General features: G+C 67.0%; 7 protein-coding genes and 1 pseudogene. 6 read left to right on the forward strand and 2 right to left on the reverse strand.

Going from position 1 to position 14,157, the window contains the following annotated elements:
• Positions 1-1,065: 1,065 nt before the first annotated feature.
• The 6 genes and pseudogenes from ACTJJK_RS11785 to ACTJJK_RS11810 all read left to right on the forward strand — a co-directional run bounded on the left by ACTJJK_RS11785 (position 1,066) and on the right by ACTJJK_RS11810 (position 10,113).
• On the forward strand, positions 1,066-2,235 hold the full coding sequence (locus ACTJJK_RS11785; protein ID WP_440730296.1) for a nitrate/nitrite transporter: 1,170 nt from the start codon (positions 1,066-1,068) through the stop codon (positions 2,233-2,235).
• Positions 2,236-2,255: 20 nt separating this feature from the next.
• Positions 2,256-4,709 (forward strand): nitrite reductase large subunit NirB, encoded by a 2,454-nt coding sequence (gene nirB, locus ACTJJK_RS11790; protein WP_036148771.1) that lies wholly within the window; start codon positions 2,256-2,258, stop codon positions 4,707-4,709.
• Between the two features lie 3 nt (positions 4,710-4,712).
• Positions 4,713-5,057, forward strand: coding sequence for a nitrite reductase small subunit NirD (gene nirD, locus ACTJJK_RS11795; RefSeq protein WP_031372318.1), 345 nt, complete (start codon positions 4,713-4,715; stop codon positions 5,055-5,057).
• Positions 5,057-7,879 (forward strand): nitrate reductase, encoded by a 2,823-nt coding sequence (locus ACTJJK_RS11800; protein ID WP_440730277.1) that lies wholly within the window; start codon positions 5,057-5,059, stop codon positions 7,877-7,879. The genes nirD and ACTJJK_RS11800 overlap by 1 nt, the downstream gene beginning before the upstream one ends.
• A 79-nt stretch (positions 7,880-7,958) precedes the next feature.
• Positions 7,959-8,669, forward strand: a pseudogene (cobA, locus tag ACTJJK_RS11805) (uroporphyrinogen-III C-methyltransferase); the annotation flags it as partial.
• Positions 8,670-8,961: 292 nt separating this feature from the next.
• Entirely contained in the window at positions 8,962-10,113 is a 1,152-nt protein-coding gene (locus ACTJJK_RS11810) for an XVIPCD domain-containing protein (RefSeq protein ID WP_440730278.1), read from the forward strand.
• 167 nt (positions 10,114-10,280) lie between these two features.
• Here the strand turns inward: ACTJJK_RS11810 and ACTJJK_RS11815 are convergent, their stop codons facing one another.
• Positions 10,281-11,882, reverse strand: a complete 1,602-nt coding sequence (locus ACTJJK_RS11815; protein ID WP_440730279.1) for a DUF6519 domain-containing protein — start codon at positions 11,880-11,882, stop codon at positions 10,281-10,283.
• 18 nt (positions 11,883-11,900) lie between these two features.
• Complete coding sequence (locus ACTJJK_RS11820; RefSeq protein WP_440730280.1) at positions 11,901-14,153, reverse strand: hypothetical protein; 2,253 nt, start codon at positions 14,151-14,153, stop codon at positions 11,901-11,903.
• Positions 14,154-14,157 lie beyond the last annotated feature (4 nt).

Raw genomic sequence — 14,157 nt, forward strand, 5'->3', positions numbered from 1 at the left:
TACCTTTCTTTTGTTGCTTATGACAAAAGAAAGTAACCCGCCGCTTTAGTGGCGGAAGCTCTTAGCGTTTGATCCTGATCCTGATCTTACTTGAGCGATGCGCCGCAAGACCGAAACGACGCGGTGGCGGCTTGTGACCGAAGGAAATCCAGTAGGGCGCCGCTCCTACTCTTAGATGCCACGACCACGCGTCTCAATCTCTCGTCGCTTCCGGCTGGAGGTCAGGGTAGGAGCGACGCAAGTCGCGACCGCGTCCTGTCGTTCTCCGGCGTTTCCGGCCGTAGGATAGCGAAGCAACATCAAGTGCAGAGCTTCCGTCCGCTGACGCGGCCGGGTTACTTTCTTTTGCTAAGCCCAAAAGAAAGGTAACCAAAGAAAAGGGCTCTCCTTGCAAGGGCACAGGCCACGAGTGCGATGCTGTCGCCGGGATTTTTCGATAGGACATCCTTGTCCTATCGAAAAACGGCGCACGTCCTGTGCGCCGCCCTCCGGGTCTCCATTGGACCGGTAAAGCGAGAGCCACAGCCAGAGCCACAGCCAGAGCCAGAGCCAGAGCCGCGGCCTGAAATCGGTACTCGCTGCATGGATCTGCCCGGGCATAGCCAAAACCGCCATCCGCTCGGGACGCTGACCCAAGCGCCAAAGACACCGAACCTACCCCCCCCCCCTGATGCTGCGTTGCACAAACATGGTGCAAGCCCGCTCGATTTTGGAGCGCGACGCTCCCCAGGCACCGAGCACGCATCCGTGTCGCTCACCCAAGTGATTGAAATCGTGACGAACCCAGCTCGTTCGCTTCGATGCGCATAGTTGGCACGGCTATTGCGTAGCCTAGTAGGCGGGTGCAACGGCGCGTCCGCGACAACCTGATTCCGGCAGACGGGCCAACGGCGGTCCGGCCTGTCGAAGACAACGGCGTCTTTCCGGTGCGAACCGGGAAGGCGCCGTTTTCGTTTCTCCCCCTCACGGCCGCTGCGGGACGCCTGGATCGGGCGTCCGCCGCGGCCCCGTTCGGAGATTGCGCGGATGGATCGATCCTTCTGGCGGGCCGGGCATACGCCCACGCTGTTGTCGGCTTTTCTGTATTTCGATTTGAGCTTCATGGTCTGGTACCTGCTCGGGCCGATGCAGGTGCAGATCGCCCAGGCGCTGCATCTGGATACGCAACAGCGTGCCTTGATGGTGGCTGCGCCGATTCTCTGCGGTGCGGTGTTGCGCTTGTTCCTGGGGATGTTCGCCGACCGCGTCGGCGCCAAGCGCGCCGGCTTGATGGCGCAGACGGTGGTGATCGCGGCTTTGTTGGCGGCGTGGTGGCTCGGCGTCGACAGTTTCGCCCAGGCCTTGTTGCTCGGCTTGATGCTCGGCGTCGCCGGGGCGTCGTTCGCGGTCGCCTTGCCGCTGGCCTCGCGTTGGTACCCACCCGAGCATCAGGGCACGGCGATGGGCATCGCCGGCGCCGGCAACTCGGGCACGGTGCTCGCGGCCTTGTTCGCACCGGCGTTGGCGGCCGCGTTCGGCTATCAGAACGTGTTCGGCCTGGCCTGCATTCCGCTGGTGCTGGTGCTGGCGGTGTTCGTGGTGTGCGCCAAGGACGCGCCGGTCGACACGCCGAGCAAGCACTGGGCCGATTACGGCCGGGTGCTGGTCGGCAACCGCGACTCGTGGTGGTTCATGCTGTTCTACGCGATCACCTTCGGCGGTTTCGCCGGCTTCGCCAGCGCTTTGCCGGGTTATTTCCACGACCAGTTCGGCTTCGAGCCGAAGATCGCCGGCTGGGCGACCGCGGCCTGCGTGCTCGCCGGCTCGGTGATGCGGCCGCTCGGCGGTGCTATCGCCGACCGCATCGGCGGCACCCGCACCTTGCTTGCGGTGTATCTCGCGGTCGCGACCCTGGTCGCCGTCGCCGCGCTCGGCATCGGCGGCCCGGTCGCAACCGTGGCCTTGTTCGTACTCACTCTGCTATGCCTGGGCGCCGGCAACGGCGCGGTGTTTCAGCTCGTGCCGCAGCGCTTCGGCGCCGACATCGGCCTGATGACCGGCTTGATCGGCATGGCCGGCGGCATTGGCGGGTTCTTGCTCGCCGCCGGCATGGGCGTGCTGAAGCAGCATACCGGCAGTTATGCGCTGGGTCTGTGGCTGTTCGCCGGCTGCGCGGCGTTGGCCTGGGGCTTGTTGGCGAGCCTGCGCCATCAGTGGCGCCACCGTTGGGCGGCGCTCAGCGCCGCACGCGTCTGAACCGGCCCCGGAGCGAACTCATGAAGAAACCCAGATTGGTGGTGGTCGGCAACGGCATGGCGGGCGCACGCACCCTCGAAGAGCTGTTGAAGCTGGTCCCGGACATGTACGACATCACGGTGTTCGGCGCCGAGCCGCATCCGAACTACAACCGCATTCTGCTGTCGCCGGTGCTGGCCGGCGAGCAGGCCTTCGACGATATCGTGCTGAATTCTCTGGCGTGGTACGCCGAGCACGGCATCCGTCTGCATCTGGGCAAGGAAGTCAGCCGCATCGATCGGGTGCGGCGTCGGGTCATCGCCGCCGACGGCACCGAGGCCGAGTACGACCGTCTGCTTATCGCCACCGGTTCGCTGCCGATCGTGCTGCCGGTGCCGGGCAAGGACCTGAAGGGCGTGATCGGCTACCGCGACATCCACGACACCCAGGCGATGATCGACACCGCCAAGGTGAAGCGGCATGCGGTGGTCATCGGCGGCGGCCTGCTCGGGCTGGAAGCCGCCAACGGCCTCAAGCAGCGCGGCATGGAGGTGACGGTGGTGCACCTGGCCGGCTGGCTGCTGGAGCGCCAGCTCGACCCGGTCGCCGGGCAATTGTTGGAGAAGTCGCTGACCGAGCGCGGGCTGAAGTTCCGCCTCAACACTGCGACCCAGGAACTGATCGGCAACGAGCAGGGCGAAGTGACCGCGGTGCGCTTCTCCGACGGCAGCGAAGAGCCGGCCGACCTGGTGGTGATGGCGGTCGGCATCCGCCCGAACATCCAGTTGGCCCAGGCCTCGGGCATCCACTGTGCGCGCGGCATCGTCGTCAACGACTCGCTGCAGACCTTCGACCCGCGCGTTTACGCCGTGGGCGAATGCGTCAGCCATCGCGGCATCGCCTACGGCCTGGTCGCGCCCCTGTTCGAGCAGGCCAAGGTCTGCGCCAATCACCTGGCGAACTACGGCATCGGCATCTACAGCGGCTCGGTGTCCTCGACCAAGCTCAAGGTCACCGGCATCGACCTGTTCTCGGCCGGCAACTTCATGGGCGGCGACGGCAGCGAGGAGATCGTCCTGTCCGACCCGGCCGGCGGCGTTTACAAGAAGTTGGTGATCAAGGACGACCGTTTGATCGGCGCCTGCCTGTACGGCGATACCAACGACGGCGGTTGGTACTTCAAGCTGCTCAAGGACGGCAGCCGCATCGACGACCGCCGCGACCAACTGATGTTCGGCGAGAAAGCGCTCGGCGATTCCGGCACCGCCGGGCAGAACCGGGCCAGCGCCATGACCGACCGCGACGAGGTCTGCGGCTGCAACGGCGTGTGCAAGGGCACCATCGTCAAGGCGATCAACGAGCAGGGTTTGTTCACCGTCGACGAGGTCAAGAAGCAGACCAAGGCGGCGAGTTCCTGCGGCTCTTGCACCGGCCTGGTCGAGCAGATCCTGATGAACTGTCTGGGCTCGAACTTCCAGGAAACCCCGAAGACCAAGGCGGTGTGCGCCTGCACCGACCACAGCCACGGCGACGTGCGCAAGGCGATCCGCGAGCACCGGCTGTACACCCATGCCGCGGCCTACGCCTTCCTGGAGTGGCGCACGCCGAACGGCTGCGCGACCTGCCGGCCGGCGATCAACTATTACCTGCTGTCGACCTGGCCGCGCGAAGCGGTCGACGACCCGCAGTCGCGCTTCATCAACGAACGCGCCCACGCCAACATCCAGAAGGACGGCACCTTCTCGGTGATCCCGCAGATGAAGGGCGGGGTGACCAATGCCGGCGAACTGCGGCGCATCGCCGATGTCGCCGACAAGTACGCGGTGCCGATGTTGAAGGTCACCGGCGGCCAGCGCATCGACCTGCTGGGCATCAAGAAAGAAGACCTGGTCGATGTGTGGAAAGACCTCGGCATGAATTCCGGCCACGCCTACGGCAAGTCGATCCGCACGGTGAAGACCTGCGTCGGCAGCGAGTTCTGCCGCTTCGGCACCCAGAACAGCACGCAGATGGGGATCGACCTGGAAACCATGCTCGCCAACATGTGGAGCCCGCACAAGGTCAAGCTGGCGGTGTCGGGCTGCCCGCGCAACTGCGCCGAATCCGGGATCAAGGACGTCGGCATCATCGCCGTGGACTCGGGCTGGGAAATCCACATCGGCGGCAACGGCGGCATCAAGACCGAGGTCGCGCGCTTCCTGGTCAAGGTCAAGACCAGCGACGAGGTGCGCGAATACACCGGCGCTTTCCTGCAGCTGTACCGCGAAGAGGCCTATTACCTCGACCGCACCGTGCATTACATCGCCCGCGTCGGCATGGACTACATCGTCCAGCGTGTGGTCGAGGACGCGGCTAACCGCAAGGCCTTGTTCGAGCGCCTGCTGTATGCGCTGGAAGGCTTGCCCGACCCCTGGGCCGCGCGCATCGCCGGGGCGCGCCCGCGCGAGTTCCAGCCGCTGCGCATTCCTGCCACGCTCGTCGACGCGGAGGCCTGAGCCATGGAATCGACTGCCTCCTGGTTGCGGGTATGCCGGCTCGACGACATCCCGGTGTTGGGCGCGCGGGTGTTGGAAATGGCCGGGGCCGACAACATCGCCTTGTTCCGCACCGCCGGTGATCGCGTGTTCGCGATGGTCGACCGCTGTCCGCACAAGGGCGGGCCGCTGTCGCAGGGCATCGTCGCCGGCGACAGCGTCACCTGTCCGCTGCACGGTTGGAACATCGCCCTGGCCAGCGGCGAAGCCTGCGCGCCCGACGTCGGTTGCGCGCGCAAGTTCCCGGTGCGCATCGACGGCGACGAGGTGTGGCTGTCGCTCGACGCCACCGCGCGGAGCGAGGCTTGATGGAAGATCTGGCGCTGCACGAGGAGATCGACACGGTGCCGGCGGCGGCGCCCGAGTTGCGGCGCACGCGCACGCGTTCGATCTGCTGTTACTGCGGGGTGGGCTGCGGGGTGTTGATCGATGCCGAACACGGCCCCGACGGCAGCCGCATCGTCGGCATCGAAGGCGACCCCGAGCATCCGGCCAACCAAGGCCGGCTGTGCACCAAGGGCCGCAGCCTGCCGCAGACCGCGAGCAGCCTGAGCGGGCGGTTGTTGGCGCCGGAGCTGCGCCACCTGCGGCAGGAGCCGCGCCGCCCGGTCGATTGGGCGCTGGCGCTGGATACGGTGGCCGACCGCCTGGCCGGCATCGTCCAGCAGCACGGCCCGGACGCGGTGGCGTTCTATATCTCCGGGCAATTGTTGACCGAGGATTATTACGTCTTCAACAAGCTCGCCAAGGGCCTGCTCGGCACCAACAACATCGACACCAACTCGCGCCTGTGCATGTCCAGCGCGGTCGCCGGCTACAAGCTGGCGCTCGGCGCCGACGGCCCGCCGACCTGTTACGAAGACCTGGAACTGGCCAAGACCGTGCTGTTCGCCGGCAGCAACATGGCCTATGCGCACCCGGTGTTGTTCCGGCGCCTGGAAGCCGCACGCGAGCGCGACCCCGAGGTGCGCTGGATCGTGATCGACCCGCGCCGCACCGACACCGCGGCGATGGCCGACCTGCATCTGCAGATCCAGCCCGGCACCGATGTGGCGCTGTTCAACGGCATGCTGCATCACTTGATTTGGGAGGGGCGGGTCGATGCGGCGTTCATCGCCGAACACACCGACGGCTATGCCGAACTGAAGCAACTGCTGCGCGACTACACCCCGCGTATGGCCGCCGAGTTATGCGGCATCCCGGTCGCCGACCTGATCCAGGCGGCGGACTGGTTCGGCCGCGACGCTGCGGCGTTGTCGCTGTACTGCATGGGCCTCAATCAGTCCGCGCACGGCACCGACAAGAATCTGGCCCTGATCCATCTGCATCTGGCCACCGGCCAGATCGGCAAACCCGGCGCGGGGCCGTTCTCCCTGACCGGCCAGCCCAATGCGATGGGCGGGCGCGAAGTCGGCGGCATGGCGACCATGCTCGCCGCGCATCGCGAGATCGGCAACGACGCCGACCGCGCCGAACTCGAACACCTGTGGGGGCTGCCCGGACACAGCCTGTCGGCCAAGCCCGGTCTGTCGGCGGTGGCCTTGTTCGAGGCCTTGCGCAGCGGTCGGGTCAAGGCGGTCTGGATCGCCTGCACCAACCCCGTGCATTCCATGCCGGACATCGGCCAGGTGCGCGAAGCGCTGCAACAGGCCGAGTACGTGATCGTGCAGGAAGCCTTCCGCAACACCGACACCGTGCCCTATGCCGACGTGCTGCTGCCGGCGACGAGCTGGGGCGAAAAAGAAGGCTCGGTGACCAACTCCGAACGGCGCATCTCGCGGGTGCGTGCGGCGGTGCCGGCGCCCGGCCAGGCCAGGCCGGACTGGTGGATAGCCAACGAAGTGGCGCGGCGCCTGGAGGCGCGCTTGGGGCCGCCCGGCTTCGCACCGTTGTTCGCGTTCGATGGGCCGGCGCAGATCTTCGACGAGCATCGCCGCCTCACCGTCGGTCGCGACCACGACATCGGCGGACTCGACTACGCACGCCTGGACAGCCAGGGGCCGCAGCAATGGCCGTTCCCGGCCGGCGCCGCGCAGGGGCAGGCGCGGCGCTACGGCGACGGCGTGTTCGCTACCGCCGATGGCCGCGCGCGCTTTCACCCCACGCCGTATCGGCCGGTGGCCGAAGCGACCTCGGCGCGTTTTCCGCTGCGTCTGTTGACCGGCCGCCTGCGCGATCAATGGCACGGCATGTCGCGCAGCGGAAGAGTGCCGGGCCTGTTCGCGCACAGCCCCGAACCGGGCCTGCGCATGCAGCCGCAGGACGCGGCACGTCGCGGGCTGGCGCACGGCGATCTGGTCAAAGTGATCAGCAAGCGCGGCGAATTGGTGCTGCCGCTGGAACTTTCCGACGAGGTCGCCTCCGGCACGGTGTTCGCGGCGATGCACTGGAGCGGGCAGTTCCTGTCCAGCGGCGGCATCAACGAGGTCAGTCAGCCGGCGGTGGATGCGCGTTCGTTGCAGCCGGAGCTCAAGCATGCGGCGGTGCGGATAGAGAAAGCCGAATTCGCCTGGCATCTGCTCGCGGCGCGGCGCGGCGATGCCTTGAGCCTGCAGGCCGCGGTGCAACCGCTGCTCAGGGATTGCGGCTTCGCTGCGATCACCCTGAGCGCCGATGGCCAGGTCGACGGGCGCGATGGCGAGGGCGTTAGCGATTCCGCCTGGCTGGTGCTGCGCGCTGCCTTCGAGAATATTCCGCCGAGCGAGTGGCTGGAGGCCTTGAGCGAAGCGCTGCAGTTGCACGCCGGCCGCGACACCCTGGAGTACCGCGACGCGCGCCGCGGCTTGTTGAAGCGGGTGTCGTGGCGCGCCGATTGCGGCGACAACCGCATCGACGGCCTGCTGTTGACCGATGCGCAGCGCCACGGTGCCGGCGAGAACCTGCTCGATTCGGCCCTGTCCGAGCGGCCTTGGAGCGGCTCGCGTCTGGCGGTGTTCGCGCAGTCCGGCGGTGGCGGCGCGCGCGATGCGGTGGTGTGCAACTGCCTGCAGATCCGCGAGTCGAGCATCCGTGCCGAGATCGCGCGCGGCGCCGGCGTCGCCGAACTCAAACAACGCCTGGGTTGCGGCACCGTCTGCGGCTCCTGCGGGCCGCAACTGAACCAGCTGTGCCGCCAGGCGGCGCAGGCGTGATCGCGAATTCCCGGGCCATCACTACGGAGTCATCATGGATCGCATCGTTTCCGACTCGTTCCGGCGCGCACCCAGCGAAGTGGTGTTGCTGTCGGCCGGCCCCGGCGACCTGGAGCTGCTGACGATCAAGGCCGCGAAAGCGCTCGCCGCCGCCGAGGTGGTGCTGCTCGACGAATTGGTCGACCCGCGCATCGTCGAACTGGCGCCGCTGGCGCGAGTGATCCGCGTCGGCAAGCGCGGCGGTTGCCGTTCGACCCCGCAAGCTTTCATCTGTCGCTTGATGCGCCGTTATGCACTGCAAGGGCAGCGGGTGGTGCGGGTCAAGGGCGGCGACGCGCTGTTGTTCGGCCGGGCCGGCGAAGAGATCGATTTTCTGCGACGCGCCGGCATCGAGGTGCGCATCGTCAACGGCATCAGCGCCGGTTTCGCCGCCGCGGCGAGCCTGGGCGTGTCGCTGACCCATCGCGATCACTGCCACGGCATCACTTTCGTCACCGCGCATACCCACGACCACGGCGAACCGGACTGGGCCGCGCTCGCGGCCACCGGCACCACCCTGGCGATCTACATGGGCATGAGCCGGATTGCGAACGTCGCGAACGGCTTGCTGCGGCATCTGCCCGCGCAGACACCGGCGGCGATCGTGCAGGGCGCGAGCCAGGACGGCGAAACGCGCTTGTTGACGACATTGGAGCGATTGGCCGGCGACGCCGCGGGCATCGGTATGGGTACAGGCGGCGGCCGGCCGGGTGTGATCCTGGTCGGTGCGGCGTTGGCCGCAGCGCGCGCTAACGCTGCGAACACCCTTGCGGGTCGAGTCGGTCTGGCCTGGAAGAATTGTGTCGACCGGTACAAATCTTCGCGTCTGTCGTTGAGATCGCAATCGTTATTCGAGCCGATCCGTACCGAAACAGAATGCGTTGACTAGCGCAAATACTCGTGTCTGCAGTTGAATTCGGGCTTGCGCTGCGTGTTTTTATTCGTACATGCTTCAAGTGCTCGACGGTGTCGGGCATGCGCTGACGTCATGGTTTACGGATGTGCGCATCCAGGACAACTGTGTATTTCTCAGGAGATCTTCCATGCCGACGTCCGATCCAAGCGGCTCCTCTTCCGGATTTCTGTCGGGCCTGTTTGGCCGCTTCCAAGGTCAACCGCGGCCCACGCCCGAGCCGGTGCAGCCGCAGCGTCCCAAGCTCGATCCGGTCAGCGCCGCGGCGATCATGGAAGACGGCTACCAGCCCAAGAGCACCGGCAAGACCGGCGATTGGCAGCGCGTCGACGACGACATGCTGAAGAAGCTCAATCTGGACCCAGGCAAATTCCACAGCAGCCCCAGCGGCATGCATGCGACCTTGTATCGCAAACCCGGCTCCGCCTCCGAGTCCGAAGGGTTCGTGCTGGATTATCGTGGTACCGCCCGACTCGGTGATTGGTCGGCGAATTTCCGCCAGGCCCTCGGCATGAAGAGCGCGCAGCACGAGGAGTCGATGACGCTCGGCAAGGAAGTCAGCGCTGCACTCGGTCCGAGCCTGGTCGGGGTGACGGGGCATTCCAAAGGCGGCGGCCAAGCGCTGCTGGTCTCACACGCGATCGGCGTCGATTGCGTCACCGCGAACCCGGCCTGGCCAAGCCAGGGCACGCTCAAGGCCTACGGTTTCAACCCCGAGACTTTTCACAACGGCAAGGGCGGCCCATCGGTGACCAACCTGGTCGTCGGGGGCGAACCCTTGCAGAGCCTGCAAAGCACTGGTGCGGTCTCGCTAGTGCCGCCCAGGCAGGGAACGGAGTTGCAGGGGCCGAAGTTCGAGTTCAAGCCTCAGCAGCACAGCGGTCTGCGCGGTCACGAGCCCGGCGACGACCCGGACCTGGACATGGCGCGTTCCATGTTCGCAGCCATGGATGGGAGCAAGCATCTGCTCAAGTTGCACGGCATCGGAACGGTGCGCGACGCGCTGCAGAATCGCGAGGTCGCCGAGTTGGCCGACATCGCGCAGAAACGCGGGCTGTCGAAGGTCGATCACATCGTTGCGGAGAAAGACGGCGGCAACGGCCATTTCCTGGTCGAGGGCAAACTCGGCGATCCCAGCGCGAAGTACGCCAAAGTCGAGGGCGCCTTGCCGAGCGGTGTCTTGGGCCAGCAGTTGATCCAGAGCATCAACCAGCATGAAACGTTGAATCGTCAGCAGACTCCGCTACAAGTGGCGATCCAGCCGCATACGCGCTACGTCTGAGGCGCGCGCCATGTCTCAAGGACGCCGGTCTTAACCGCACCGGATCCGGGCGCTGTCGGACGCGCGGATCGAGTCGCGGCAGCGGTTCGGTCCGCGCAGCGCACGCCGGCGTGCAGGCCGGTGGCCTTCACGGTCACGCGGCCGGCGTCCGCGTGTTCCGGTCCCACCTATTTTTCCGTCCGTTTGCGTTTCGTCGTTGTAGTTTTCTTGGCCACGGCGGTGTCCTGCGGCGCGCGCTTGACCGCCTTGACCGTTCCGATGGTGGTGTCGCCGGACACCGCGTCGTTGAAGCGTTCTTGGGTACCGCAGCTGCGGTCGGGGTAGACGACGCAGGTGCAGGGGTCGACCCCCGTCATACCGTCGACGTTGAGGCCGACGAAACCGAGCGGAGCGTAGCGGTGTTCGACCCCGAGCGGCGGCCGCAGTTCGGCGACGCCGCCGTTGCGCGGCCATTCGATGTCGCCGGTGGCGACGCGCGCCGGAATCAGCCAGTAGTCGCCGCTGCGATACTCGCCGTCGGCGGCGAAACGGATCTGGATGCCGTCCTCGAGCGCTATCCAGTACAGCTCGCCGGGCTTGAGTGGCTTGCCGTCGTCGGGCTTGTCCACCGGCACCGCGCCGTCGACGAGCGCGATGTCGCCCGTACCGACATGGTCCCAGCGCCGTACCTTGGTCGTCGCATTGGGGCTGCGGCCCTGGGCCTGGGTCAGCGTCAACACGTTGCCTTCGACGCCGCTGATCTGGCTCAGCTGGCCGGGACGGCCGAGCAGGTCGTCTTGTTCGTCGGTGATCTCGACCCATTGGCGCTCGCGGAAGTCGCGCGCGTTGGCGACTTCGAGCTTGTCGCCGCCGCCGCCGATCCAGCGCGTCAGCACGCTGCCGTTGTCGCGCGACCATTTGAAGGTAGCGCCGAGGTTGCCGTTCTCGTTGCCGCGATGGATCTCGACCCGGTACAGATGGTTTTCGGCGCCGCGATACGCCGAGTCTGGGTCGGTGACACAGGGGTCGTCGAGGCGCGGCAGTTCTTGCAACTGCGCGGCAAGTTTCGGCCGTTGCCGATCGAACAGCAGCAGCGGTGCGGGGCAGGCCGAGCGATAGTCTTCCTCGAGTTGGTCCAGGCCCTGTTGCAGGCGTTCGATTTCCTGTTTCAGGCGCTCGCGCTCGGCTTCGTCCTGGGTTTGTTCGAGGCGTTCGTTGAGGACTTCGATGCGCTCTTCGAGCCGCTCCTGGATCGTCTCCAGTTTCAATGCGCGCACTTGCCAGATCACCTGGCGCCGGCTGCAGGTGTCGGGCCCGCCGAGTGCGACCTCGCGCAGCTGCGGCATTTCCACCGCGGTGAGATGGCGCTCCCACACGTCCAGATAGACCCAGAAACGGCTGTCGTCCTGGTTGGAGGACGATTCCAGCCACGATCGCAATGGATCGCCCGAGCCGGGCTGCTCGCTGGCCGCCGCCGGGGTGAAATGCGGCTGCGCCAGATAATCGCTGCCGTCGCATTCGCACAGCACGCCGTCCACGTAATAGCGGCCGGCGCCGATCCGCAGCGAGCGCTTGCCGTCGTGCTGCTCCAGGGTCAGCCCGAACCCGGGTGTTCCGGCCGGCGCCGCATAGGGGCCGAACACGTCGCGGGCGAGCGTGCGCAGGAGATGCAGCAGGATCGCGCCCTGTTCGTTCGGGTCGGCATCCAGGGTGACCCGGCCCTGTTGCAGCAGGACCTGGCTGAAATGATGGCGGGGATCGAAGCTCGCCCGTGAGAAGTCGCCTTTCATAGCTGCTTTCCTTCCAGGTCAATCGGCGAAGAGAAGTCCGACGGTCATGCCGGCCGGGGTGTATTGGTCGAGCCGCGCGCGCAGGTTGGCCTCGCGTTGCGGCTCGTAGAGGTGGTGGTAGACGCCCATCTGCGATTCGTCGTCGGCGCCGCGCAGGATCTCCGGCGCGCAGTGATCGAGCAGCCGCGCATAGCCGGGCCGGCCGTAGCGGCGCGAGCGATAGCGCGGCCGCACCCGCAGGCGTTCGGCGGCGATCTCGCGCTGCTCCAGCGGCGCCGGCAGCTTGCGTTCGCGCACCGCGGCGATCGCGCCATCGGGTTGGCAGCGGTAGCGTCGCGGCGTGCGGCAGTGGCAGGGCACGTGGCTGAAACGCACGCAGCCGATCTGGCGGCGGGCGACGTTGAGGCAGTCGTTGAACAGGCAGTTCTCGGCCAGTTCCAAGGCATGCGCCTCGATCGTGCCGAACACGGTGCAGCGAAGCAGCTTCAGACGCGCATGCGCGACCGCCGAGGTCGCCGCTCCGATCGCTTCCTGGCGCGGGCCGGCGGCATCGACGATGCTGTCTTCGATCGTCAGCGGCATCGGATCGCTGCCGACCTCGTCCTGCTGGACCTGGATCGAGCCGACGATGCTGCGTTCGATCCGCACTTTGGCGCGCAAGTTGTACAACTCCAGGCTGGGCTCGGCCGGGCGGTCGGGTTCGCAGCCGCAACCGATGCCCCATCCGGGTACCAGGGTGCAGTGGCGGATCGACAGCTCGGCGGCGCAATCGGGTTGCCGTGCGGCCTGTTCGGCGTAGGTCTCGGGCTCGCGCGGCGCGGACACATGCAACGGCCGTCCGGTCAGCAGGATGCCGTCGAGAGCGAAGCGGCTGCCGACGTCCATCTCCACGGTCAGCGCATCGGCCAGGTCGGTCTGCCAGTCGATCAGGCGGATCACCGGACGCACACCGTTGGCTGCGCGCAAGCTCAGCGACTGCCCCGGTCGCAACCGGATATGCAGCGGTTCGACCCAGACCCCGCTGTGGATCAGTTCGATCACCGCGTGCTGCGGCGACTGTTCCTGCCACAGGCGCAGGGCGTCGGCGATGCGCGGCACCGGCGCGGGGGCGTCGGCCGAAGCGTCGTGCGCGCCGGACTCGCCGACCCGATACAGGCGGTAGTCCTGCGCCGGTCGGCGCATCGTCCGCCGGTACTCCCCGCCGCCGAGGTCGGCGGCGAAGCCGTAGTGATAGCTGACGCGCACGCCTTTCTTCGGAATCTGGTTCGGCGGGAACATCAGCCGGCCGAGCACCGGATCGATCGCGACCTTGCCGCGCGGCACGCGATAACGCCAGCCGCTGAGGTCGGCGACCACGATCGCGCCGACCGGGAGCGGTTCGTTGGCGTCGTGGCCGGCCCAGCGTTCGGCCCATACCGCCAGGCTCTTGCCGATGCCGTATTCGTCGTCGAGATGCCGTTCCAGGGCACGCCGACGCAGCGGCATCGGCAGGTTCTCCTCGCCGGCGAGATGGTGGCGGTCCGGTTCCGGGCGCGGCTTGCGGTACAGCGGCGCGTCCTGCCCCAGCACGCTGAAGGTGAAGCAATGCGGGCCGGCATCCTCGACGCAGTAGGCGGGTGTGCGGGTGACCGGATAGCTGCGCATGCGCCAAGCGAACACGCCGACGCTGGGGATGTTGTAGCGCCCCGGGCGACGCGGCGAAGCGATCCGGCGCACGTCGACGCTGTGCGCAAGCGGGTCGAACGGCCCGCCGCACAGATCCAAAGCGGCCATATCGCGCAGAGAAGCAGTGCCGAGCCGGTGCAGGTGCAGGTGATCGAGGTTTTGGGCACGGTCCAGGCGCTGGAAGAACTCGACCGCGCGCGCCGGCCAGCCGGCGACGTCGCGGGCTAGGTCTTCGAGCAGGGCGACCGTGCCTTTGCGGCGACGATGCTGGATCGACTGGGCGACCTCGCGCCGCGGCACCAGCGCGCGTTCGAGTGCGCGCCCGGCTTCGTCGCGGCGCTGCACCGGTGCGCCGGCCGCGTCGACCGGGCGATAGCCGATCAGATCGGCGAGGTAGGGCACGACCCAGTCGTCGGCGGTCTCGATGAACCAGTTGTCGTACAACTGCGCGATATCGTCCTCGACCAGGTTCATCTGCTCGGCGATCACCCGCAGCAAGGCCTGCAGCGGATAACCCTGTTCGGTGTCGCGGATGCGGTGGATCGTCGGCAGCAGCCGGTACAGGCGGTCGATGCGCGGTTCGATGTGCAGCGAAGGGATGTCCATGTCG

The sequence above is a fragment of the Lysobacter sp. 22409 genome (assembly GCF_052045105.1).
GTDB classification, from domain to species: domain Bacteria; phylum Pseudomonadota; class Gammaproteobacteria; order Xanthomonadales; family Xanthomonadaceae; genus Lysobacter; species Lysobacter antibioticus_B.